Consider the following 22,810-nt stretch of genomic DNA (forward strand, 5'->3'; position numbering starts at 1 on the left):
CTGAAAGCCGAAGCGAACCCATAGGAGTGACCCTGATGCAGCAGCCAGAAACCCTCGGTGGTGTGTCCCTCTCGGGCGGTGTCGATCACCGCGAGCCCGAGCCGGACGGCGTATTCATCCCGACGGAAAACCTCAATGTCGCGAGTGCCACCCAGCACGTGCTGAAGTCGGGCGACACCTTCATCGTCAACGACCCGCTCGGCGATATCACGGGCCACGACGACGGCCTGTTCGTCAACGACACCCGCGTTCTTTCGCAACTGCGCCTGACTTTCGGCGGCCGTGCGCCGTCGCTGCTATCGGGCAGCGTCAGCAGCGACAACACCTCGTTCACCGCGCACCTGACCAATCGTCCGCTGCCGCCGCTCGGCGGCGACAGCACGCCCGAAGGCGTGATCCACGTCGAGCGCGTGCGCGTGCTGTCGGGTACCGTGCTCAACGAGGCCATCGAACTCACCAACTACGGCACGCGCGACGCCGTGGTGCCGCTGTCCATTTCGTTCGCGAGCGACTTCCGCGACATGTTCGAAGTGCGCGGGCTGAAGCGCGACAAGCAAGGCCGTATCGAACCGGCGCGCGTGGAGAATCGTGAAGTACTGCTCGGCTATATCGGTCTCGACGACGTCGCGCGCAATGTGCAGATTGCGTTCGCGCCGGAGCCGGACAAGCTGTTCGCCGACCGCGCCGACTACACCGTCAAACTGCCGGCGCAAGCGTGCGTGTCGATTTATCTGTCGGTCGCGGTGCAGGTCGTCGCGCAGTCGGACAAGCCGGGCGCCGACGTCTCGCAACCGGTGCATGCGCTGAGCGAAATCCATCTGTCACAAATCGATGCGGAGCGTCCGCGCGTCGGCCGCGCGGCGGTGCGCGCCGCGTTGGTCGATGCCCACCTCGTGATGCGCGAACGCCGCCGTGCGACCGCGCGCGTGCGTTCGAGCAATCCGCTTTTCAATGCATGGATCGACCGCTCGTTCGCCGACCTCGGCCTCCTGACCACCGATCTCGCGACCGGCCCGTATCCGTATGCGGGCATCCCGTGGTTCTCGACGCCGTTCGGCCGCGACGCCGTCATCACGTCGTTGCAGACGCTGTGGCTGCAACCGCAACTGGCCGCGGGCGTGCTGCGCTTTCTTGCCGAGCATCAGGCGCGCGAGAATTCGCCGTTTCGCGATGCCGCGCCCGGCAAGATCATGCACGAGATGCGCAAGGGCGAAATGGCCGCCGCCGGTGAAGTGCCGTTCGCGCTTTACTACGGCGGCGTCGATACCACGCCGCTGTTCATCGTGCTGGCCGGCGCCTATGCGGCGCGCACCGGCGACCTCGCGCTGATCGACGAATTGTGGCCGGCGCTCGAACGTGCCGCGCAGTGGGTTGCGGGCGTGTGCGACAAGAACCGTTACGGCCTGCTCGACTATCAGCGCGAGTCGGACGGCGGGCTGGCGAACCAGGGGTGGAAGGACAGTCACGACTCGGTGTTTCATGCCGACGGCCGCTTTCCCGATGGGCCGATCGCGCTCGTCGAAGTGCAGGCGTATGCGAGCGCCGCGTTCGACACGATGGCGCGCTTCGCAAAACTGCGCGGCCTGCGCGAACCGGCTGCCCAATACAGCGAGCGCGCGAAGAAAATCCGTCAATGTGTCGAAGAAAAGTACTGGATGGAAGAGTCCGGCTTCTACGGTATCGCGCTCGACGGCCATGGCGAACTGTGCCGCGTGATGGCATCGAATGCGGGCCACCTGCTGGCCTTCGGGCTGCCGACGCGCGAGCGCGGCGAAGCGGTGGTGCGCGCGCTCGACTCCACGCTGTTCCACACGGGCTGGGGCGTGCGCACGCTGGCCGCGAGCCAGGCACGCTTCAATCCGATGGCTTATCACAACGGTTCGGTCTGGCCGCACGACAACGCGCTGTGCGCACGCGGCCTGTCGCATTACGGCGGCAAGGCCGCGGCCGTGCGCCTGTTGCAGGCGCTGTTCCAGGCGGCGGTCAACTTCGACATGCGTTTGCCCGAGCTGTTCTGCGGCTTTCCGCGGCGGCGCGGCGAGCCGCCCACCGCGTACCCGGTCGCGTGTCTGCCGCAGGCGTGGGCGGCGGGTTCGCCGTTCATGATGCTCGAAGCCTGTCTGGGCATCACGATCGACGCCGAGCGGCGCGAAGTGGTGATCGAGCAGCCGATGCTGCCCGAAGGCATCGACTGGCTCGAAATCGGCGATCTGCGGGTCGGCGATTCGTCGGTGTCGATCACGTTCCGCCGTATCGGCGAGAAGGTGGTCGCCTCGGCCGAGCAGGGCGATGTGCGGGTGGTGGCGTTGCTTTAGCCTGGAGCGTGACTGCCTGCCTCATGACTGATACGCCCGCCGGGGATTGCAGAAAAATGTCGTGAAGGAGGTGGGTCACCTTCCCATCATTTTCACTTTGACCAACGTAATGCCACCTCGGCCACCTCGGCCACCTCGGGCCACCTCGGCCACCTCGGCCACCTCGGCCACCTCGGGCCACCCTCGATGCTTGCTGCATGCTGAGAGTGGCCAGATAGATAGTCCTCCGCGCGAAAGGGCGCTTCCACGACCGAAAGACCGTGGGAGCGCGCCTTCTCATCGAATGCCGCCAGACGCTCGACGAGCGTCTGTCCGCCGGCCGCCTTCAGATTCCTCCCCCCAGATGCGCGCAGACTCGCATAAATACGACACGAAAAGGCGCAAAACGCTGTGGTTCATTTGATTCGCTTTCTGATGACATCTGTTACGCTCGATTGGCATAAAACACGTAATTTTAAGTAATGTGAAGTAATTTCTTAAGCATGTATTGGCATCCGGATCCCAGCGATTTGCACGCGTCGAGCACTCGCGGGACCCGCGACTGTGCGCAGTCCCGGTCGAACGATATGTTTCTGGCGAGGCGCTTGGTCCTGAAGTGATCTGCTGTACCCATTCCTCTTGTAACGACCTGGGCGGAGTACGACATGTTGACAGGATCGAGTTCACGATTGCTCGCGATTGGCGTCTTCCTGGTATTGACCGGTTGCGGCGGAGGCGGCGGGGGAGACGGTTCGACGGGTGCCTCCAGCGGTGCGGGCGCCGCCGGCGCGACGGGCGCAGCCAGTGCTCCGGCCGCCGCCAGTGCTCCGGGCGGAGCCAGTGCCCCAGCTTCCGCCAGCACGCCGGCAGCGGCCACCCCCGCGTCAGGCGCATCGACCCCCAGCGCGACGACGCCGACGCTGGCCGCCGCGACACCGGTGATCGACGGCACGACGCTCGGCGATGCCTACTGGCCCGCGGGCTCCACGTCATCGGGCGGACGAGGTCAAGCCGTGGCCGGGCTCAACTGCACCGTGCGCAGCAATGCCTACACTTACGCGCATCTATCCATCTATCAGAACGGGCGCCTGCTTGCGCTGCCGGGTAATGTCGGCATGGTCGAGCCGACCATGGCTGCCCAGACTGGCTGCGCATATCCGCTGCACACGGTGGATTCAACCGGCAAAATCCACATGGACGCGAGCACTCAAGCGTCTTACACCCTGGGCCAGTTCTTCTCGATCTGGGGACAAACGATCGACGCGTCCAGCGTCGCCGGTGTGACCGGCTCGCCCATCACCATCTACGTGAACGATGGCGGCGCGCTCACGCAATACACAGGCGATCCTGCGAGCCTCGTGCTGCCCGCGCATGGCGAGGTGACGATTGAAATCGGCACGCCATTGGCCCAGATTCCGACGTACGCATGGACCGATCCGCCGCCATTCGATCCAAACCCGATCACGCTCACGTTCCTCGGCGTGGTGGGGAACAACTTCTGGCCGCCCGGCAACACCGCGACGGGGGGCAAAGGTGCGACCGTGGATGGTCTGATCTGCGCGGCCAACATGAGCGAGCTGTATCACGTCCATGCCCACCTCGCTATTTTCAAGGACGGCCAGTGGCTCGCGATGCCCGCCAACGTCGGCATTCTGTCCCAGTGCAACTATGAAATGCACACGCACGACCAGACCGGCATCATCCATATTGAAACGCCGACTTTCAAGACCTTCACGCTCGGCCAGTTCTTCGATATCTGGGGCCAACCGCTAAGCAGCACGAACGTAGCCGGTGTGACCGGGAACGTCGTCGCATATATCAACGACAATGGCGACTCGCGGCGCTACATGGGCGATTTGCGCAACATCGAGTTGACCTCGCTGCGTGACATCACCTTGCAGATCGGCACGCCGATTAGCACGCTCGCCACCTACTCGTGGTACGAGCCGCAGTGATTGTCCGGGACGCAGCGGACGCGTGATCGTCCGCTGCGTCGCTCTTCGGAGGCCTCGCGCTGTTTATCAATGCCTAGTTGACCGGGATACCCGCGCCGCCATGGCCATGAAAGCGGGCAAGAAACTGCCGTGCGCGCAGCGACTCCGGGCTGCCGAAAAACTGCTGCGGCGGCGCGGTTTCGACGACTTGACCGCCATCCATGAACACGATGCGATCGGCGACCTGGCGCGCGAATTCCATTTCGTGCGTGACGATCACCATCGTCGCGCCTTCGTTTGCCAGCGAGCGCATCACGCTGAGCACTTCGCCGACCAGCATCGGATCGAGCGCGCTGGTGGGTTCGTCGAATAGCAGCACGTCGGGTTTCATCGCAAGTGCGCGCGCAATGCCGACGCGTTGCTTCTGGCCGCCCGACAGACGCGACGGAAACTGGTCATGCTTGTCGGCGAGGCCCACGCGATCGAGCAGTTCGATCGCTTCCGCCCGCACCGTTGCACGATCGCGTTTGAGTACGTGCAGCGGTGCCTCCATCACATTGTCGATCACGCTCAGATGCGGCCACAGTGCGAAATGCTGAAAGACCATGCCGATCTTCGCGCGTATCTTCGCGAGGTCGGCGTCGCTCATGCGGATACGCGTGTTGTCGCGCACACCCATGCGCTGGCCTGACACATGCACGCTGCCCGCGTCGGGCACTTCGAGCCAGTTGATGCAGCGTAGCAAGGTTGACTTGCCGCAGCCGGACGGGCCAAGCAGGCAGACCGTCTCGCCTTGGGCGACCTTCAGCGATACATCGCGCAGCACCTGATTGTCGCCGAACGACTTCGAGATGCCGACGAGATTCAGCACGTTGGCGCGCGGGGTCGCGGCATCGGCCGGTCCGGTTTCCGGCAGGGTTAAAGGCATGGCAGGAGTCACGCTCGACGCTCCTCGGCGAATTTGTTCAGCATGCCGGTGCCTGCCTCGATCGCGAGGCAGATGCACCAGTAAAGGAGAACCGCCGCGACGAAGGCCGCGAACGGAATGAAGTAGGTGGCCTGGATGCCCGTCATTTCATGCGTCAGTTCGCTGACCGCGATAACCGTCAGAAACGCGCTGTCCTTGACGATCTGGATCAGCTGATTGCCCACGAGCGGCGTCGCGCGGAGCATGACGGGTGGCAGGATGATGTGCCGCAGGAGCGTGAAGCCGCGAAAGCCGAACGCCTTGCCGGATTCGATCAGCGACGCGGGCAGTTCGACCCATGCGCCGCGCAACAGCTCGCCCATATAGGCCGCGTTATAGAGAATCAGTGCGAGCGCGCCCGCTGACCAGTTCGACATGCGGATGCCGAGTGTCGGCAGGCCAAAGTAGATCAGATAGACGAACAGCAGGAACGGCGCGCAGCGCATCGCGTCGACATAGACGGCGGCCACGCGGCTCACTGCCTTGTTCTGCGACATGAGCATCGGCATGAGCAGCGTGCCGAGCACGAGCGACGCGACGCCCGAGACGGCGAGCAGGATCACCGTATTGAGCAGTCCCGCGAGTACGGCGTCGCGCTGCTGCCAGATGATCAGGAAGTTGGCGATCAAGCGAGGCCTCCGGCGCGAAGACGTTTCTCGACCATGCGTTTCAACCGGATCAGCGCGAACACGATCAGGCTGTACAGCACGAGCGCGAAAATGAAGGGAGGCAGCGGCTCATAGGTATTCGAGCCGACCCGCAGCGCGGCGCGTGTGATCTCGACAATGCCGATCACCGCGACGGCGGGCGTCGACTTGATCTGCAGCGTCATTTCGTTGACGAGCCCGGGCAGGCTCGCGCGATAGACCTGCGGCAAAACGATGCGCCGGATGCGCGTGAAGCGGGGCATCGCGAATGACAGCGCCGCATCGTACTGGTCGCGCGGAAATTCGACGAACGCACTGCGCCAGATCTCGCAGTTGAACGCCGACGTGCTGATGGTCAACGCGGCGATCGCAGCGGGAACCGGGTCGAGCGAGAGTCCGAGTTGCGGCAGCGCGAAGAACACCAGCAAGGTCAGCGTGACGGTCGGGCACGAACGCACGATGCTCACGTACGAATACACGATGCGGTCGAGCACCGGCACCTTTGCCCAGCGGATCAGTGCGAGCCCGAGCCCGAGCGGCACGCCGAGTACGATGCTGATGAGCGATAGCGATATGGTCGCCAGCGCACCCTGTGTAATGCTCCAGTAGTCGTAAGCGGTCATCAGGCGGGCTCGGCGGCGGGATCAGTTAATGGATTGCGGCATCGATTCGAAGCTCGCGCCGAACCACTTCTTCTGCATCTGATACATCTCGCCGCTCTTGCGCAGATCGAGCAGGACGCCGTTCACCATTTGCAACGCGGCCGTGTCCCCCTTCTTGACGGCCCATGCGATATACACCGGGTTGCCGATCTTCTCGCCGATCACGAACGTATCGGGGCGCGTCCTGATCAGCGAATTGAGGTTGATCTGCGTATTCGCCGCGACGTCGAGCCGGCCCAGCGCGACATCCTGATAGATCTCCGGGTACGACTGATACTCGACGATCTGCTTGAGGCCCTTGCCGCCGTGGGTTTTCTTCAACTGCTCGTCGAACGTCTTCACGTCGGCCAGCATCGCGCTGCCGGTCTGCACGCCGATGATCTTGCCGACCAGATCGTCAGCCGATTTGATCGGCGAGCCTTTCTTGACCACGTAGAACGTTGTCGATTCCGCGAGCGGCGCCGTGAAATCGAACGTGCCTTTGCGTTCGGGCGTAACGAGCACCGCCGTCACCGCCATGTCGTATTTGCCGGTCGTGACGCCGGGCAGGATGCCCGACCACGGCATGATCTGCTGGCGAATCTGCACGGGCAGTTTCTTCTTCACGAGCGCGAGCATTTCGTTGTCGTAGCCGGTGGGCGTGCCGTTGTCCACGAATTCGAACGGTTTGAAATCGTCTTCCGTCGCCACCGAGATATAGCCACGCGACTTGATTTCATCCGCGCTCGCCGCACTCGCGACGTGCGCGGCACCTGCAAACGCGGCGATCGCGAACAGCGTACGCAACGAAGTGTGCGCGAGACGGCGGAGGCCGGAGCGGCGGGTGGCGCCCGCTTCGGCGCGCTGGATGATGAGAGACGACATTGAGTACCCCTCTTTTAGCTGATGTGACGCGGTTGTCGCGCGGAGAGTGCGCTTTCTTGGCCAGACGGCCGCCTCATTCATGTGCCGGACGAAATTCGTATGCACACTTACAAGTTTGCGTTTTAATTGCAAATTGCATGCCAGTACGCAGGATGCCCGTTGACGCGGGCGCCGGCAGTTCCGGGTTCGACGAGATGCGCCGTGAGCGGGCGACGTGCGCACCAAACCAAGACCAAAAGCCCGTGTAAAGCGCGGTCGATGCACTTCTTTGGACCGCGTTGCGTGCTGTGCTAGCGATGCGCATGACGCTGCGATGGCAAGCCGCAGGTGGATCGCCAGATAATCCGGCAAGTGCTTATTTTGCTGATACGATGTGTGCTGACGAATTTTGGAAAACCCGGATTTGCGCGCCCAAACAAGGAGGCTTGACGCGATGGAACAGCACAGCGAACTCGCAACGCGGGAACCGGCTTCACGCGAAGTCATCGAGCCGGGAGGCCGCTGGTCGAACAGGCTCGAAATCGGCGACCAGTTGCGTATCGTCGATCTGGAAGGTCAGCAGGCAGTCGATTTCCTTTGCTATGGCGGCGACATGCCGCTTGACCGGCTGAACGTGCCGAACACGGTGAAGCTCAACCGCTCGTTGTATGTGAGCAAGGGCTCGACGATCTATTCCGATCGGGCGCGGAAAATGTTCTCGGTGCTCGAAGACACCTGCGGATTTCACGACACGCTTGCGGGATGCTGCAGCCACGAGATGGATCTGCTCCGCTATGGCGTGCACAACACGCTCAGCTGCCGCCACAACTTCGTGCAGGAGCTGGCGAAGTGGTCGCTCGGTCCGTCCGAGATCGTCTCGAACATCAACTTCTTCATGCGCGTGACGGTCGGCGAGCAAGGCGAAGTCGAAATCGCGCCGGGTTCGTCGAAAGCGGGGGACTATGTGGTGCTGCGCGCGGAGATGCCGGTGATCGCGATGCTGTCGAACTGTCCGCAGCAGAACAATCCGTCCTCGGGCTTCAAGCCTACGCCGATCGAGGTAACGGTGTGGCGCGCCTGATCATCCGCACGCCAATCCCAGCAACCGACTAGAGCACTTCATGGCCGCGAGCCCGAAAAAAGAAAAACCTGCCAGGGAGCCCGGGAGCGACGACACGCTCAAGGACTGGCGTCATACCGCGCTGGAGGCGCGCCCCGGCTTCCTGATCCGCCGGCTGCATCAGATCCACGTCGCACTGTTCGTCGAAGAGTGCGCGCCGGAGGGCATCACGCCCGTGCAGTACAGCATTCTCACGGCGCTCGAACAGATGGGGCCGTCCGAGCAGATCGCCCTGTCGCGTGCGGTCGGCCTCGATCGTGCGAATACGGCCGATGTAATCGGGCGGCTGGTCGAGCGGCGCTTCATTCAACGCCGCGTGTCGAAGACCGACAAGCGCAAGAAGGTGGCGGAACTCACCGATGTCGGGCGGGCGTTGCTCGGCCGTCTCGAACAGGGCGTCGCACGCGCGCATGAGCGTACGATAGCCGCACTCGCGCCGGAAGATCGCAAGCGCTTCATGGCGTATCTGGCCTTGCTCGTCGAAACGAATAACGAGCTCAGCAGAACACCCGTCGGAGGGGGCGCGAAAAAGAGCGACGAAGACGCCTGAGGTCGCCGCCTCTCATTGTGTTTGCCGTGCTGATACCGGCGCGTGAACCGCGTGCGCGAGCGCCTCGACTTTCGGTGCGATTGAAAAAGGCAGCGCGACGAAGCCGTGCACGACGAACGCGCCGTTCATTCCCGCTGCGAGGGAATCGCGCGCGTCATGCTTCCGCGAGCTCATGGAGCGCCGTGGCAAACAGGCCGACGTGCGCGGCGAAAAGTCCCCGGCCGAGCAGACCCGCGCGGCCGTCTGCACCGATCATCGCGATCGCCGCGAGCGGTGCGACGCCGTGCCGGATCACGCGTGTGGCATCGAGACCGGCGTGCAGATCGGCAAAGGCCGGGTGTGTCCCCGCATACAACTGGGCCTGCTCGCGCTGCCATCCGGGGGAAAGCCACGGTGCGAAGGCGCCTGCCGGTTCGGGCGCGAGCATGAGCGCCTGCGCGCCGAAGCCGGCGGCGTCGATCACGCCGCTATCGCCGGTCAGCGGCGCGGCGGCTGCGTCGAGTGCGGGATTCATGCGCGGTCCTTGCGGCGCGGCCGCGCGCGCAGTGGTCCAGTGTGACGGGCGACCCGCCAGCCGGATGCCGACGTCGACGCCATTACCCGCGAGCGCGACGACTAGTGTCGATGCAGGGTCGGCATCCTGCGCGGCCGCCGACGTCATCAGGCAACAGGCCGCCATCCAGAGCGTGAGAAAGAAGAGCGGCGTCTGCTGGAGCATTGCATGCACCGATGCATCCGTGAGCCGGGGCGACAGCAACGCGTAAAGCGCCGCGCTCGTGGCCGTGGTGCGGGCATGCAGATCGTCGCCGTTATCGAGGCCGTGGCGGGCGAGGGCGATCAGGTCGACGTGCCCGCTCGACAGCGCGTCGTCGAGCACTGGTGCGAGCACCGTGTCGCGCCATGTCATGCGTTCGAGAATGGCAGGGTCGCGTGAACCGAAGCGCAGTTGCGGCCCCGCGCCGCTGCCCAGCAGCGACCATGCAGCGCCTGTCCGATCGACGACTTCGACCAGCGCCGTGCTGCCGGAAATCACGGCGGCAAGCGGCGTCACCACGCCATACGATTGTGCCGGAACGAGCGTCACGCGGCCGCTGGCAATCAGCCGCTCGGCGTCCTGCTCGCTCGCCGCCCAGCCTTCGTACAGACAACACAGCACCGCCGAGGACAACACCGGTGCGGGCGGACTGCATGGATCCGCGTAGGGCGGCCCGGCGTGCAGCAACGTGAAATCGGGCAGCCCGACGGCGTCGCGTGCACGGCGAACGGCGCGCCATTGCGGGCGGACGGCGTACAGGCGTTGCAGGGCGGCGTCGTTGGCCGGCGAGGTCATCGGCGTGCCCCGAAGCCGAACACGCCGCAGAGACGCGACCACAGGATCTTCCAGAACATGTTGCCGAGGTTCAGCGGCGCGGTGGCAGGCGGGTTCGCACGATGAAGCGGCGCTGCGCTGGGGGCGGTCGGTGGGACGGCCGCATCGGCGGGCTGATTGGCGGGCTGATTGGCTGGCTGATCAGCGGGCCGGATTGCCGGCTCAACGGCAGCGTTATCGAGCGGCCCATCGACAGGACCGGCCATCGTCATCGCCGGAGGTTGTGCGTCCGCCACAGCGGCCGCGCCCGCTTGCGCATCCCGCTCGACGAGTGCCGCCTGCGCAACCGACTCGTCCAGCCGCATCTTCAGATTCGCGGCAAACGCATCGGTCATCCGCGTCGCGAGTTCCTTGACGATCCCGCCGCGCGAGAACTGCGCGAGGCTGCCGGCAATCGAATAGTCCACTTTCACATCGACGCGAGTTTCGCCCGGCATCGAGTCGTCGAGCGAGAAGGCGGCTTCGCCCTTCACCCGCGACGCGCTTTTGCGATCCACTCCGCCGCCGGTGACGCTGCCGCGCCAGGCGGTATCGTCGAGTTTCATCTCGCCGTCGCCGGCAAAACTCGCGACGATCGGCCCGAGCTTCACGGTCATCGAGAGTTTCAGCCGCCCTTCATCCGGCGGCGCGCTTAGCGACGCGCCCGGCAGACACGCGACGATGCCGGCTGTGTCGTGAAAGGAAGCCCACACTACGTCACGCGGGTACGGCACGGTAAAGCTTTGCTCTATTTCCATGAGAGGTCCGTTGGTTCGACGCGTGGAAGCGGAATCAGACGACAGCAGCCGCAGCGAGCGGCGCGGTCTGGCTCGCGCGGCGCGCGTCCAGCACGCGGCGGATCGCGCGCACGATGCCGACGTAGCCGGTGCAGCGGCAGAGATTGCCCGACAGTTCGAGCCGCACGCGTTCGTCGTCGGCATCGGGCAGGCGCGTGACGATGTCGCGTGCGCTCATCAGCATGCCCGGCGTACAGTAGCCGCATTGCAGCGCGTGTTCGGCCGTGAAGGCGGCGCGCAGCGCGTTCATCACGGCGTCGTCGTCGAAGCCTTCGATGCTCTGAACCTCCGCGCCCGCGCACGACACCGCCGACGTAATGCACGAGCGCGTCGGCATGCCGTCGACCAGCAACGTGCAGGCTCCGCACACGCCCTGTTCGCAGCCTATGTTGGTGCCGCACAGCATCTGCTGCTCGCGCAGAAAATCGGCGAGGCTCGTGCGCGGCTCGACCGCCGCCGACACGTCTTCGCGATTGACCCGCAGTTCGATGCGCTGGGTGACGCAAGTAACGATATCGGTCATGTCTGCTTCCTGTTGTCGCGAACCATCGCGCTTGCGCGTTCGAGCGCCACGCGATGCACCTGGTATTCGTAGCTTCCCGCTTCGAGGCCGGCTGCATCGAGATGCGGATCGAGCAATGCGGCGTCCGCGCTATCGAGCAACGCGCGGGCGTTCGCTATCAGATACGGCGGACCGTCGACAGCGCCGATCACCGCGCGGCAGATGCCTGCCGGCGCATCGTCGACGACGATCGCAATGGCCTCCGCGAACTCGCCGGGCTTGCGGTTGAACTTGTAGTACGCCCAGCGTGCCGCCGATGACAGACGCCGCACGCGCACGCCGGTGAGAATCTCGTCGGGCTCGAGTGCGGTGGTGAACGCGCCGCTCATCCAGTCGCCGGCTGCCAGCGAACGTGACCCGTTAGGGCCCGCGACGAGCAGTTCGGCGTCGAGCGCGACCATCGTGTTGATCCAGTCGGCGGCGGGGTCAGCATGCGCGAGACTGCCGCCGAGCGTGCCGCGATTGCGCACCGCGCGATACGCGATGCCGCGCGCCACATAGGGCATCAATCCCTGCGTGCCGTCGTCCCATTTGCGATCCTCGATCTCCGCGTGCGTGATGCACGCACCGAAGAAGGTCGTGTCGCCTTCGATCCGGCATTCGCGCAACGCGGCAATGCCGCGCAGGTCGACCAGCATGTCGGGCTGCGCGAGGCGCAGGTTCATCATCGGACCCAGCGACTGGCCGCCGGCGACGAACTTGGCCATGCCTTCGGTCGGACTGACGATGGCGACTGCGCTGTCGCACGTCGCGGGTTTCGCATAGTCGTAAATGGCGGCTTTCATGCGGGCATTTCCTTCGTCGCGCGGACCTGGGTCGCCGCTCGCATCGCGTCGACGATCACGCGCGGCGCGATCGGCAGCTGATTGACCTGCACCCCGAGCGGGCGCAGCGCATCGTTGACGGCATTGGCAATCGCGGCGGGCGAGCCGATCGCGCCGCTCTCGCCGATGCCTTTCTGGCCGAATTCGGTGTACGGCGCGGGCGTTTCCATATGTTCGATACGGATCGCGGGCACTTCGGTCGCGCCCGGCAACAGGTAGTCGGCGAGCGTCGAGGCGAGCGGCTGGCCGTCTTCGCTGTACGGCATCGCTTCGTAGAGCGCGGTGCCGATGCCTTGCGCGGCACCGCCATACACCTGCCCGTCAACGACCATCGGATTGATCAGCACGCCGCCGTCTTCGACGATCACATAATCGAGGATGTCGGTCTTGCCGAGTTGCGTATCGACCGCGACGACCACCGCGTGGCACGCATAACTGAACGTGCCGGTGTCGCGCTTCGCCTGATACGACGTCGACACTTCGAGTCCGCGCGGATCGACGTCGGGCGGCAGCAGTTGCGGGGCGAGATACCAGGTGCGCGCGATCTCCGCGATCGTGCGGCGCGCGTCGGCACCGCACACCGCACCGCACACCGCGCCGTTTTCCCAGCGCACGGCATCGAGCGGCTCCTTCAGCAGCCACGCGCCAATTTTCAGCAGGCGCTGTTTGAGTTCTTTCGCGGCCTGGCCCAATGCGCCACCCGCCATCACGATCGAGCGCGAGCCCCACGTGCCCGTCGAGTAGGGTGTGACGCCGGTGTCGCCGAGCACGATGCGCACGCGCTCCGTATCGATGCCGAGCACTTCGTGCGCGATCTGCGCGAGCGTCGTCTCCATGCCCTGGCCATGCGAATGCACGCCGGCGCGCACTTCGAGAATGCCGTCGGGCGTGAGGCGGATCACGGCCGGCTCGTAGCCCGGCACCATCGGAATGCCCCAGCCGTGGTACACGGAGGTGCCGTGCGCGCCCTGTTCGCAGAATACCGCCATGCCGAAGCCGAGCCGCCGGCCATCGGGCTCGCCGCGCTGCTGACGCGCGCGAACCGCCGGCAGATCGATCGCGGCAATCGCGCGCCGCACGGCTTGGGGATAGTCGCCGCTGTCGAAGTGCTTGTTCGTGATGTTGTCGTAGGGCATCTCGTGCGGCTCGACGAGGTTGCGCAGGCGCACCTCGTACGGCTCCAGGCCGGCTTCGACGGCGATCGCGTCCATCACCGATTCGATCGCGTAGCACACGCCCGTGCGCGCGACGCCGCGATAGGGCAGGATCGGCGGCTTGTTCGTCGCCACCGACCAGGTCCGGCAGCGGTAGCGGTCCATCTTGTACGGGCCGGGCAGAATGCTGCCGACCTGCGCCGCTTCGAGGCAGGCGGAGAACGGATACGACGAGTACGCGCCCGAATCGACGCTGGCTTCGCAATCGACCGCGAGCAGGCGTCCGTCGCGGGTGGCGTAGGCCGTGATGTCGTAGTCGTGTTCGCGGCAGTTCGCGTTGGCGGTCAGTTGTTCGCGACGGTCTTCGATCCAGCGCACCGGTTTGTCCAGATGCATCGCGAGCCAGCCGCAGCACACTTCCTCGGGCAGCAAGATGCCCTTGTAGCCGAAGCCGCCGCCGACGTCCGGCGCGATCACGCGCACCTGGCCTTCATCGAGACCGAGACAGTGCGCGAGGCCCGTGCGCGTGATGTGCGGCATTTGAGCCGACGTGTGGACGATCAGTTGCGACAGACGCCGGTCCCAATGCGCGACCACGCCGCGGCCTTCCATCGGCGCCATGCTCTGGCGCGCGGTGCGCAGCTTGCGGTGCACCTTGATCGGCGCGTCGCGGCGGATCGCGTCGAGGTCGACATCCGGCTTCGCGTCGACAAAGGTTTCGAGAAAGACGTTGTCGCCCCATTCTTCGTGAACCAGCGCCGAACCGTCGCGGCGCGCATCGAGCATATCGACGACGGCCGGCAGCTCTTCGAAGTCGACGAACACCTGCGCGGCGATATCTTCCGCGGCGGCGCGGGTCGCGGCCACGCACATGGCGATCGTTTCGCCGACCTGGCGCACCTTGCCGCGCGCCAGCACGGGCTGTTCGGAAGGCTTGAAACCCGGCAGCCCCGAATTCGCGACGATCGGCTTCACGCCGTCCAGATCGGCGAGCGTGTAGACGAACTTTTCCAGACCCGCGGGCTTTTCGATGCCGACGATATGGCCGTGCGCGATCGGACTGCGTACGAACGCGACATCGACCATGCCGACCATCCGGATGTTGCCGACATACTCGCCGCGTCCGTGCATAAAGCGGTCGTCTTCCTTGCGCGGCAGCGACGCGCCGATGCCTTGCGGCCGCTCCGGCGACTTCGTGGTGGCTGCACGTTTCATCGTGTCTCCTGTGAATGCCGTGTCAGGCGGCGCGGGCGAGCGGCAGTTGCGGCGCATCGGCGTCGTAACGGACGCCGTCGCGCAGACAGAAGCGCGGCGCGAGCATGCGATCGGTGACGACCTGAGTGCCTTCGTTGTCTTCGAGCACCCAGCGGCCGCGCTTGTCGTCCAGCACGCTGATATCGGCGATACCGCCTACCTTCAACGTGCCGAGTTTGCCTTCCATGCCGATCATCTTCGCGGCGTTGCCGGTGGCCATCGCGACGACATGATCGAGCGGCAGCCCGAGCGCCAGCATGCTCGTCATCGCGCTGACGAGACTGAACTGCGTGCGGCCGAGAAACGAATGCTCTTCGTCGGGGTGACTGTCAGGCGTGCCGGCAGGCGAGGGCACATGGGTGTTGTAGCCGTGCATGTCCGCGCCGAGCGTATCGGGTATCACGCCGCTGTCGAGCACCACGCGCGCCGTCTTGAAGCTGAAGTGCGAGCCATGGCCCACATCGATCTTCAGTCCACGCGCGACCGCTTCGTGCACGAGCGGATGCAGCTTGCCGTTTTCTTCGACAAAGCCGCCGGGGTGCCGGCTGAACGGATGGGCGAGGATGTCGCCCGGCTTCAGCGTGTCGACCACCTGATTGAAAATCGAATCCGGATTCACGGCCAGGCCGCCGCTTTCGGGCTTCGGCCATAGTTGCCCGAAGTGGATATAGACGGGCAGGCTCGCATCGCGTCCGATCTTCGACGCAATCTTCATGACATCGAGTCCCCAGCGCGCAAAGCCGCCGATCTCCGCGTGCGCCTTCACGCCCTTGACGATATCCGCATTGGCGAGCGCGGACTTCACCGTCGCCCCGGCATCGAGGCAGTCCGGGCGATAGAGGTCAGGATAATAATGGCCTTCGAGGCCGCCCACGAGGTAGGCCGAAATATAGGCGAACACGCGGGTTGCCGCGGGCTCGGCGACGAAATGGCGAAAACCCGGAATCGTGATGCAGCTTGCACCACCCTGGTCGACGATGGTCGTCACGCCGGAGCGCACGCCGCATTGATCCGCGTTCAGGCCGAAGCGGCCCGTCACGTATTGATAGACGTGGCCGTGCGTGTCGATGAGGCCGGGCAGCACCAGCATGTCACGGCAATCGATCATCTCGGCCGTCGGCGCGGTGGTGCAGAGTGCGGGGCCGATCGCGGCGATCGCGTTACCTTCCACGAGAATGTCGAGCGTGGCGTCGAAGCCGGCAGCCGGATCGATCACGCGGCCGCCTTTGAGAAGAAGCTGGGACATATTCCTGTGCAGTTCCGGAGACGAGATGCGTGGTGTACCGCAAATAGTGTGCCGGTTTGGATGGGTTGCTTAGGAAGTCTGGTAAACGCCTTTGTATCAAATACTTGCAATGCTTTCATGGAATAGATGCGTGCCGTACCACGGATTTTTGCCGTAAGCTCCGCACCAACATGACGACTTCCGTTTGGCGCTGCACCGAAAGCTGGCCCAATGCTTCGCGGTGGTGAATTGCATGGTATGCCACGCAATTTCCGCAAGGCTGCCGGATCGCATAGAATTCAGCGATTCGTCCCATATCGGCCGTGTTTTCCCGCTCTCTCGAAGGCAGCCCATGTCGACCCTGACCCCTCCGGAAACGGACCTCGAAACGACCCGTGCCGAACTCGAACGGTTGCAGGCCAGATCGCCCTTATTCGAGCGCCCCGGTTTTCTGATCCGGCGCCTGCACCAGATTCATGGCTCGCTATTCGCGGAAGAGACGAGCGAGTTCAATATCACGCCCGTGCAATACAGCCTGCTGACGACGCTCGAAGCACTCGGCGAGATCGACCAGAACACGCTCGCCGTCGAGATTGGCCTCGAACGCTCCAGCGTCGCCGAAGTCATCCCGCGACTGCATGCACGCGGTCTCGTCAATCGCAAGCAGGCTGCGCACGACAAGCGCCTGCGGCTCGTCAGGCTCTCCGCGCAAGGGCGGCGACTGGTGGCGAAAATGGCGCCGGCCGTGCAACGCGCGCACGATCGCACCATCGAACATCTATCGCCCGCCGAGCGCGATGTCTTCATGTTGCAGATGATCCGTCTCGTCGAGGCCAACAATGAACGGACCGTGGTGCCGTTGCGATTGCCCGAGGCGACGGCAAGCGACGGCGCTGATGACACGCCCTAAAACGGTTGCTGCTGCACTGCCGCTGGGCAGACATGCTCGATCATGCGTCGCGACGTCGAGCGCGTCATGGCTTTCAACTTTGCGCAAAGCGCCGTCGTGCATGACGTCGAGAAAAAAGCGCGCTGTTGGCAGGCTTTGTGCTTAGAACGCTGCGTCACGGGATGAGCGTCAAGCTCAGCAACTGATAGGAAAGCTAGGGTTCCGGTCCGCGGTGTCATGCGGATGTCTGGTCCGAGAGCATTCCGGCTCCGGTTACGTTCGGGGCTCCACGGAGGGATAAAAGCCCGGGAGATGCGCGTGAAGCGCTCTCCCGTACATTTTTTCTTCCCTCAGTTCAGGAGCCTTCCGTATGCCGTTCTCGTCGATGAAGACGTTGCGCACGTTGTCGCTCGCTGCAAGCATGCTTGCTTGCCTGTCGTTCTCCACTCCCGCCGCCCAGGCTGCCCAGCCCCTGAAGATCGGCACTGTCGTGTGGATCGGCTATGGTCCGTTCTATGTCGCGGAAGCCCTCGATCTCTACAAGAAGTACGGGCTGTCGGTCAAACTCCAGTTCTTCAACGACCCCGGCCTGCTGCCGGCCGCGCTAACGAGCCATTCGGTCGACGGCGCGATGCTGACCTACGACCAGGTGATCGGCTCCGACGCGAAGGGGATGAAGCAGAAGGTCGTCATGCCGATCGACTTTTCGAACGGCGGCGATGCGATCGTGGCGACGGCCGATGTCAGGAAAGTCGCCGATTTCAAGGGCAAGAAGATTGCGTTCAACCCGCTTTCGCCATCCGACTTTCTGCTGGCCTACGCATTGCAAACCAATGGCCTGAGCGACAAGGACATCACGGCCGTCAACATGACGCCGGAGGCGATTCCCGGCGCGATGGTGTCGGGCAGTCTGCCGGTCGGCGTCACGTATGAGCCGAACGTTTCGCAGATTCTGTCGGCGGACAAGAACAAGTTCCATGTGGTGTATTCGTCGCGCAATGCGCCCGGTCTGATCGCCGATGTGCTGGTGTTCGAACAGTCGTATATCGACGCCCATCCCACCGAGGTGAAAGGCATTCTTCAGGCTTACGCCGACGGCATGGCCTATATGAAGAGTCATCCGGACGAGGCGAACAGGATCATCGGCAAGGCGCTCGGCATATCGGCGGACGAAGTGAAAAGCCAACTCGACGGCGTGTACAACATTCCGACGAAGGAAATGCCGCAGAGCTTCGTCAAGGGGCCGACGACACGTTCGTATTTCACGAGCGGCGCGGTGATCGGCGGACTGCTGCAAAAGAAAGGGCAGATCAGCGCGCCGCCGGCGATCGAAACGACGATCGACGCGCAATTCGTCAATCAACTCGTGAAGTGATCGCCATGCGCAGCCTCTATCGATACCGCGACGGTGCGGTCCCGAACACGCTGGCGATCGCCTATTCGTTCGGCGGCTTCGCGTTGGGCATTGCGATGCTGCTGACGGCGAAGCCATGGCTCAGCGCGCCCGGCACGCTGCTGCTCGCGCACGCGATGATCGTCAGCGCCTATCTGCTGCATGACGCCGCGCACGGCGCGGTGTTTCGCACTGCTGAAGCGAATGCACGGCTCGGCGCCGCGCTCGCGTGGCTCAACGGCAGTTGCTACGCGTCGTTCGCGGATCTCAGACGCAAGCACATGCGGCACCATGTCGATCGCGCGGACGTGCTGACGTTCGATGCGAAGGCGTTCCTGCTGGGCTTGCCGCAGTGGGTGCGCAGAGTCGTGCTGGCGCTCGAATGGGCCTATTTTCCGGCCGTCGAACTGATCATGCATGGCTATGTGATCGCAATGCCGTTCATGCGCGAGGGCAAACGCTCGCAGCGCCGACGTGTGGCGACGGTGCTGGTCGTGCGGGCCGCGCTGTTCGCGGGGCTGGCGTGGATTTCGTGGCAAGCGGCCGTGCTGTATCTGGTGGCATGGCTCATCTGCCTGATCGTGCTGCGCTTTGCCGACGCCTATCAGCACACCTATGACGCCTTCGCCGTACTGGAAGAAGGCGGCGCGATTCCCGCCGACAAGATCAGGGACCACGCCTACGAGCAACGCAACACGTATTCGAACCTCGTCTCGGTCCGCTATCCCGCGCTCAACCTGCTGCTGCTGAATTTTTCGTATCACAACGCCCATCACGACCGGCCCGTCGAGCCGTGGTACCGGCTACCCGCCGCGCACGCCAGGCTTTACGGCGACGACGACAGCCAGGTCATTCCGATGGCGCGCCTTGTGACGAGCTTTCATCGGCATCGTGTCAAGCGGATTCTCGCCAGCGATTATGGCGTGATGGACATCACGAAGAAGCAGGCCGACGACTTCTATGGCGCAGTCGGCGTATCGTTTCTGACCGCGGTATAGGTGCGCGGATATGCAGATTGCTCTCGACGGCAAGGTTGCTCTCGTCACCGGCGCGGCCACGGGCATTGGACGCGCGACGGCTCGCATGCTGGCTTCGGCCGGCGCGCGGGTTGCGGTGGGACACTTCAATCAGCATGAAGCCGCGAGCGAGGTGTGCGGCGATATCGAAGCGGCGGGCGGCATCGCGCAAGCGTACGACTTCGACGTGACGGACAGCGCGGCGTTTCAGGCGACGGTGGCGCAACTCGGCGAACGCTGGGGCCGCATCGACGTGCTCGTGAACAACGCGGGCGTGCTGCTCGACAAGCCGTTTCTCGAAACCTCGGAGGCCGACTGGCGTCGCGTGGTCGATGTCGATCTGACGGGGGTGTTCATCGGCTGTCGTGCCGTGCTGCCATCTATGCTGGACGCGCGGCAAGGCGTGATCGTCAACATCGCTTCCGAACTCGGCATGCTCGGCCGCGCGCACTTCGCACCTTATTGCGCGGCGAAGGCCGGCGTCATCGCACTGACACGTTCGCTTGCGCGCGAGTTTGCGCCGATCGTGCGTATCAATGCGGTCGCGCCCGGGCCGGTTGCGACCGCGATGCTGTCCGCGGACCACATGAGCGCCGCAGCGCTGGCGCTCGAAGCGGCGATTCCGGCGGGCCGCGTCGGCTTGCCCGACGAAATCGCCGCCACGATCGTGTTCCTTGCTTCCGACCATGCCTCGTTCTACCACGGACAGACGATCAGTCCGAATGGCGGAGCGTGGATGGGCTGAACTCACCTGAGCGCCTCGCGCGATTCGCTTGAAAAACGCGCGCAAGCGCTTGACAGATTCCGGAGAAGTCATCGATGAACGAAGTCCTGATGCAGCGCTTGAGCTGGGTGAACTATCGCAACCGTGTGCTGAATGACCAGGCGGTCGTGTTGTTGCCGTGCGGCGCGCTCGAACAGCATGGTCCGCATTTGCCGCTCGGCACCGATGCGTTGCCGTCGACGGCGGTTGCGACCGACGTGGCGCGCCAGCTCGGCGGCATCGTCGCACCGGCTTTCAACTACGGCTACAAGTCGCAGCCGAAGTGCGGCGGCGGCCAGCATTTTTGCGGCACGACGAGCGTGGATGGCAACAACCTGTCCCAGATGACGCGCGACGTCGTCCGCGAATTCGCGCGGCACGGCGTGCGCCGGCTCGCGCTGATCGACGGCCACTATGAGAACCAGTGGTTTCTCACCGAAGGGATCGAACTCGCGATGCGCGATCTGTCGCTCAACGGGACGCGCACACCGTCGCTGCGCGTGGTCCGCCTCGAGTACTGGGACTTCTGCACCGAGCCGACGCTGGCGAAAGTGTTCCCCGATGGCTTTCCGGGCTATGCGCTCGAACACGCGGCGGTGATGGAGACCTCGATGATGTTGCACTATCACCCGGACCTGGTCTCGCTCGACGACATACCCGACGAAGCGCCGGCGGACTTCCCCGCATACGACAGCTATCCGACGCGCACGTCGTGGGTGCCGCTCTCGGGTGTATTGTCGTCGGCACGGGGAGCGAGCGCGGAGAAGGGCGCGTGGCTCGCCGACGAGGTGTCGGGCCGAATCGCGGCTGCCCTGAAGGCCGAATTCAACGACGCCTAGCTTCGAACGCATATCGTCAACAGGAGACACAGGCAAATGACGCAAGTTTTGAGAGTGTGGCCCTTGCTCACCGCGATGCACCGATACGACAAATCGGTATCGACGCGCAATCGCGGCGCAGGCACCGATATCGACGCACCGATCCTCGCGTATCTGATCGAGACGCGTCAGGGTCGCATCCTGTACGACGTCGGCTGCGACTATCGCAAGATCGCGGATCCCGCGTTGCGCGAACGTTACTACACGCAACGGGCAAGGCCGCTGCCCGTGCCGCAGATGACCGACGAGCAGCGCATTCCGGGCCATCTGGCGAGGCTCGGCCTGCTGCCTTCGGATGTGGACGTCGTCATGATCGGCCATCTGCATTTCGATCACGCGGGCGGCCTGTGCGACGTGTGCGGCTCGGACATTCACGTGCACGCGGACGAACTCGATGCGGCGCGCGCGCAGGCGGACCTCGGCTATTTCCAGGACGACTTCGCGGGCGACTATCGCTGGCGCGTGCAACGGGACGAGTACGATCTCGCGCCTGGCGTGCGCGCGATCAACACGCCCGGACACACGGCAGGACATATGTCGTTGTGGATCGAACTCCCGCAGGGCAAGCCCATTGTGCTCGCGGGCGATGCCGCCGACCTCACCGAAAACATCGACGAAGAGATCGCGCCCGGGCTGTGCTGGAACGACCATGAAGACATGGCGCTTGCCAGCATCCGCAAGCTCAAGGCGCTCGCACGCGAAACGGATGCCGCCATCTGGCCGAACCACGACATTGCGTTCTGGCGAACGCTGAGCGGAGGAACCGCATGGCACGCATGACTTTGCTGCCGTACGACGTTCAGCCCGATACCGCACCGCCCGTGCCGCAGAGCTATCGCGGACTATGGCGCCGCACGCTGCTGACGACGGGAGACGGACGGATCGATCGCGAGACACGTGTGTTCTGGATGCAGACCGCGCGCTTGCACATCGATATCCGGGTGCCCGCTACACGCGGTACGTTCGGCACAGCATCGGCGCTTGCCGAACTCACATGCGAGCAATTGATCGACCTGGCCGCGCAAATGGGCTTCGCGGGCGCGACGACGGTCGACGAGGCCGCCGTCGCGATCGATGCCGGCGACGACCGGCTCGACCGTTGCACGTGGCATCGGCAGATCGATTTCAGCCCGCCGAGCAACGCGCGCGATCTGGGGACCATGCGCTTCGAGACGCCGCATGTCGTGCTCGAAGACGGCATCGAAGCCGTGTATCACGAACGCTGGGAGCGCGATCCGGCTTCGCTCGGGGCGACGTGGGCGGTGCGGCTCTCGCGCGAGGCCGCGCATGCGGCGGGCGTGCTGGCCGATGATCCGGATGGCGCGGCGCGCGACGATGCGCCGTCGGTGTTCATTGCGCGCTGCGGCGATTTCTTCATGCTCGCGCGCAGCCGCTCGCCGCGAGCGCAGGCCGTGCTGGCGTCATCCCGGGGCAAGCGGCTCGTTGAAGTGGTCCGCGACCCGGCGCTCGCTATCGACGATGTACGCGCTTTGCTCGATTTTGAAATCTCGCTCGGCCGGGTACGCGGCAATGACGGCGCGCGCTGGACGATCGAACTTTCGACGTTGCCCTGGCGCGAAGGTCAGCCTGCATTCACCGACTCCGTCAGCGCGGCCCTCGATCAACTTCAGGCCGCGCCCGGATACGGCGCCGATCCGACCTGACGCATCACGCACTACTCAACACGGCC

Annotated in this window: 21 protein-coding genes and 1 riboswitch; of the genes, 11 read left to right on the forward strand and 10 right to left on the reverse strand. The window is 64.4% G+C overall.

From position 1 onward, the window contains the following. Positions 1–35: 35 nt before the first annotated feature. Entirely contained in the window at positions 36–2,315 is a 2,280-nt protein-coding gene (locus ACZ9H4_RS14180; RefSeq protein WP_408144795.1) for an amylo-alpha-1,6-glucosidase, read from the forward strand. Between the two features lie 644 nt (positions 2,316–2,959). After that, positions 2,960–4,249: a hypothetical protein gene (locus ACZ9H4_RS14185; protein ID WP_408144797.1), complete on the forward strand. Its 1,290-nt coding sequence runs from the start codon at positions 2,960–2,962 to the stop codon at positions 4,247–4,249. A 73-nt stretch (positions 4,250–4,322) separates the two neighbouring features. Here the strand turns inward: ACZ9H4_RS14185 and ACZ9H4_RS14190 are convergent, their stop codons facing one another. From ACZ9H4_RS14190 to ACZ9H4_RS14205, 4 genes are read right to left on the reverse strand one after another with little or no spacing between them, the layout of a single operon-like run. Beyond that, positions 4,323–5,156, reverse strand: a complete 834-nt coding sequence (locus ACZ9H4_RS14190) for an amino acid ABC transporter ATP-binding protein (RefSeq protein WP_408144798.1) — start codon at positions 5,154–5,156, stop codon at positions 4,323–4,325. 8 nt (positions 5,157–5,164) lie between these two features. Further along, complete coding sequence (locus tag ACZ9H4_RS14195) at positions 5,165–5,824, reverse strand: amino acid ABC transporter permease (RefSeq protein WP_476119300.1); 660 nt, start codon at positions 5,822–5,824, stop codon at positions 5,165–5,167. Further along, on the reverse strand, positions 5,821–6,465 hold the full coding sequence (locus ACZ9H4_RS14200; protein WP_476119301.1) for an amino acid ABC transporter permease: 645 nt from the start codon (positions 6,463–6,465) through the stop codon (positions 5,821–5,823). Before ACZ9H4_RS14200 ends, ACZ9H4_RS14195 begins: the two co-directional genes overlap by 4 nt. Before the next feature lie 21 nt (positions 6,466–6,486). After that, positions 6,487–7,368, reverse strand: a complete 882-nt coding sequence (locus tag ACZ9H4_RS14205) for a transporter substrate-binding domain-containing protein (RefSeq protein WP_408144804.1) — start codon at positions 7,366–7,368, stop codon at positions 6,487–6,489. 433 nt (positions 7,369–7,801) lie between these two features. On the opposite strand from ACZ9H4_RS14205, the gene ACZ9H4_RS14210 reads away from it, so the two are divergent. Together ACZ9H4_RS14210 and ACZ9H4_RS14215 are read left to right on the forward strand one after the other, a co-directional pair. Beyond that, the gene (locus tag ACZ9H4_RS14210; protein ID WP_408144806.1) at positions 7,802–8,428 is read left to right on the forward strand and encodes a DUF1989 domain-containing protein; all 627 of its coding nucleotides are present in this window, start codon (positions 7,802–7,804) and stop codon (positions 8,426–8,428) included. A 40-nt stretch (positions 8,429–8,468) separates the two neighbouring features. Then, positions 8,469–9,017, forward strand: a complete 549-nt coding sequence (locus ACZ9H4_RS14215; RefSeq protein WP_408144808.1) for a MarR family winged helix-turn-helix transcriptional regulator — start codon at positions 8,469–8,471, stop codon at positions 9,015–9,017. A 154-nt stretch (positions 9,018–9,171) separates the two neighbouring features. Here ACZ9H4_RS14215 and ACZ9H4_RS14220 read toward each other — a convergent pair whose 3' ends face one another. Genes ACZ9H4_RS14220 through ACZ9H4_RS14245 form a run of 6 tightly spaced genes read right to left on the reverse strand, consistent with a single transcriptional unit; the run spans position 9,172 to position 16,202 of the window. Further along, positions 9,172–10,347, reverse strand: coding sequence for a YlbE family protein (locus ACZ9H4_RS14220; RefSeq protein ID WP_476119302.1), 1,176 nt, complete (start codon positions 10,345–10,347; stop codon positions 9,172–9,174). Continuing rightward, complete coding sequence (locus ACZ9H4_RS14225) at positions 10,344–11,123, reverse strand: SRPBCC family protein (RefSeq protein WP_476119303.1); 780 nt, start codon at positions 11,121–11,123, stop codon at positions 10,344–10,346. The genes ACZ9H4_RS14220 and ACZ9H4_RS14225 overlap by 4 nt, the downstream gene beginning before the upstream one ends. 34 nt (positions 11,124–11,157) lie before the next feature. Further along, positions 11,158–11,685: a (2Fe-2S)-binding protein gene (locus ACZ9H4_RS14230; protein ID WP_408144814.1), complete on the reverse strand. Its 528-nt coding sequence runs from the start codon at positions 11,683–11,685 to the stop codon at positions 11,158–11,160. Next, positions 11,682–12,509: an FAD binding domain-containing protein gene (locus ACZ9H4_RS14235; RefSeq protein WP_476119304.1), complete on the reverse strand. Its 828-nt coding sequence runs from the start codon at positions 12,507–12,509 to the stop codon at positions 11,682–11,684. Before ACZ9H4_RS14235 ends, ACZ9H4_RS14230 begins: the two co-directional genes overlap by 4 nt. Then, entirely contained in the window at positions 12,506–14,917 is a 2,412-nt protein-coding gene (locus ACZ9H4_RS14240) for a xanthine dehydrogenase family protein molybdopterin-binding subunit (RefSeq protein WP_476119305.1), read from the reverse strand. Before ACZ9H4_RS14240 ends, ACZ9H4_RS14235 begins: the two co-directional genes overlap by 4 nt. 22 nt (positions 14,918–14,939) lie before the next feature. Further along, positions 14,940–16,202, reverse strand: coding sequence for an amidohydrolase/deacetylase family metallohydrolase (locus tag ACZ9H4_RS14245; RefSeq protein WP_476119306.1), 1,263 nt, complete (start codon positions 16,200–16,202; stop codon positions 14,940–14,942). Between the two features lie 331 nt (positions 16,203–16,533). On the opposite strand from ACZ9H4_RS14245, the gene ACZ9H4_RS14250 reads away from it, so the two are divergent. The 7 genes from ACZ9H4_RS14250 to ACZ9H4_RS14280 all read left to right on the forward strand — a co-directional run bounded on the left by ACZ9H4_RS14250 (position 16,534) and on the right by ACZ9H4_RS14280 (position 22,784). After that, positions 16,534–17,091, forward strand: coding sequence for a MarR family winged helix-turn-helix transcriptional regulator (locus ACZ9H4_RS14250; protein ID WP_408144822.1), 558 nt, complete (start codon positions 16,534–16,536; stop codon positions 17,089–17,091). Between the two features lie 182 nt (positions 17,092–17,273). Further along, positions 17,274–17,384, forward strand: a riboswitch (guanidine-I (ykkC/yxkD leader). 56 nt (positions 17,385–17,440) lie between these two features. After that, a complete protein-coding gene (locus ACZ9H4_RS14255) occupies positions 17,441–18,445 on the forward strand; it encodes an ABC transporter substrate-binding protein (protein ID WP_408144824.1) in 1,005 nt (334 codons plus the stop codon). Positions 18,446–18,450: 5 nt separating this feature from the next. Then, entirely contained in the window at positions 18,451–19,461 is a 1,011-nt protein-coding gene (locus ACZ9H4_RS14260; RefSeq protein ID WP_408144825.1) for a fatty acid desaturase family protein, read from the forward strand. 10 nt (positions 19,462–19,471) lie between these two features. Continuing rightward, positions 19,472–20,224 (forward strand): SDR family NAD(P)-dependent oxidoreductase, encoded by a 753-nt coding sequence (locus ACZ9H4_RS14265; protein WP_408328652.1) that lies wholly within the window; start codon positions 19,472–19,474, stop codon positions 20,222–20,224. Positions 20,225–20,298: 74 nt separating this feature from the next. Further along, positions 20,299–21,081 carry a creatininase gene (locus ACZ9H4_RS14270; RefSeq protein WP_476119307.1) on the forward strand — a complete coding sequence of 261 codons (783 nt, stop codon included), beginning with the start codon at positions 20,299–20,301 and terminating at the stop codon, positions 21,079–21,081. Positions 21,082–21,117: 36 nt separating this feature from the next. Next, entirely contained in the window at positions 21,118–21,900 is a 783-nt protein-coding gene (locus ACZ9H4_RS14275) for an N-acyl homoserine lactonase family protein (protein WP_408153201.1), read from the forward strand. After that, complete coding sequence (locus tag ACZ9H4_RS14280) at positions 21,888–22,784, forward strand: hypothetical protein (RefSeq protein WP_476119308.1); 897 nt, start codon at positions 21,888–21,890, stop codon at positions 22,782–22,784. Before ACZ9H4_RS14275 ends, ACZ9H4_RS14280 begins: the two co-directional genes overlap by 13 nt. The last annotated feature ends 26 nt before the right edge of the window (positions 22,785–22,810 follow it).

The sequence above is a fragment of the Paraburkholderia sp. TE9906 genome (genome assembly GCF_056279605.1).

Bases quoted from the DNA above. Each gene is read 5' to 3' on its own strand.
- ACZ9H4_RS14180 (WP_408144795.1), top strand. From the start codon at position 36: ATGCAGCAGCCAGAAACCCTCGGTGGTGTGTCCCTCTCGGGCGGTGTC.
- ACZ9H4_RS14185 (WP_408144797.1), top strand. From the start codon at position 2,960: ATGTTGACAGGATCGAGTTCACGATTGCTCGCGATTGGCGTCTTCCTG.
- ACZ9H4_RS14190 (WP_408144798.1), bottom strand. From the start codon at position 5,156: ATGCCTTTAACCCTGCCGGAAACCGGACCGGCCGATGCCGCGACCCCG.
- ACZ9H4_RS14200 (WP_476119301.1), bottom strand. From the start codon at position 6,465: ATGACCGCTTACGACTACTGGAGCATTACACAGGGTGCGCTGGCGACC.
- ACZ9H4_RS14205 (WP_408144804.1), bottom strand. From the start codon at position 7,368: ATGTCGTCTCTCATCATCCAGCGCGCCGAAGCGGGCGCCACCCGCCGC.
- ACZ9H4_RS14210 (WP_408144806.1), top strand. From the start codon at position 7,802: ATGGAACAGCACAGCGAACTCGCAACGCGGGAACCGGCTTCACGCGAA.
- ACZ9H4_RS14215 (WP_408144808.1), top strand. From the start codon at position 8,469: ATGGCCGCGAGCCCGAAAAAAGAAAAACCTGCCAGGGAGCCCGGGAGC.
- ACZ9H4_RS14220 (WP_476119302.1), bottom strand. From the start codon at position 10,347: ATGACCTCGCCGGCCAACGACGCCGCCCTGCAACGCCTGTACGCCGTC.
- ACZ9H4_RS14225 (WP_476119303.1), bottom strand. From the start codon at position 11,123: ATGGAAATAGAGCAAAGCTTTACCGTGCCGTACCCGCGTGACGTAGTG.
- ACZ9H4_RS14230 (WP_408144814.1), bottom strand. From the start codon at position 11,685: ATGACCGATATCGTTACTTGCGTCACCCAGCGCATCGAACTGCGGGTC.
- ACZ9H4_RS14235 (WP_476119304.1), bottom strand. From the start codon at position 12,509: ATGAAAGCCGCCATTTACGACTATGCGAAACCCGCGACGTGCGACAGC.
- ACZ9H4_RS14240 (WP_476119305.1), bottom strand. From the start codon at position 14,917: ATGAAACGTGCAGCCACCACGAAGTCGCCGGAGCGGCCGCAAGGCATC.
- ACZ9H4_RS14245 (WP_476119306.1), bottom strand. From the start codon at position 16,202: ATGTCCCAGCTTCTTCTCAAAGGCGGCCGCGTGATCGATCCGGCTGCC.
- ACZ9H4_RS14250 (WP_408144822.1), top strand. From the start codon at position 16,534: ATGTCGACCCTGACCCCTCCGGAAACGGACCTCGAAACGACCCGTGCC.
- ACZ9H4_RS14255 (WP_408144824.1), top strand. From the start codon at position 17,441: ATGCCGTTCTCGTCGATGAAGACGTTGCGCACGTTGTCGCTCGCTGCA.
- ACZ9H4_RS14260 (WP_408144825.1), top strand. From the start codon at position 18,451: ATGCGCAGCCTCTATCGATACCGCGACGGTGCGGTCCCGAACACGCTG.
- ACZ9H4_RS14265 (WP_408328652.1), top strand. From the start codon at position 19,472: ATGCAGATTGCTCTCGACGGCAAGGTTGCTCTCGTCACCGGCGCGGCC.
- ACZ9H4_RS14270 (WP_476119307.1), top strand. From the start codon at position 20,299: ATGAACGAAGTCCTGATGCAGCGCTTGAGCTGGGTGAACTATCGCAAC.
- ACZ9H4_RS14275 (WP_408153201.1), top strand. From the start codon at position 21,118: ATGACGCAAGTTTTGAGAGTGTGGCCCTTGCTCACCGCGATGCACCGA.
- ACZ9H4_RS14280 (WP_476119308.1), top strand. From the start codon at position 21,888: ATGGCACGCATGACTTTGCTGCCGTACGACGTTCAGCCCGATACCGCA.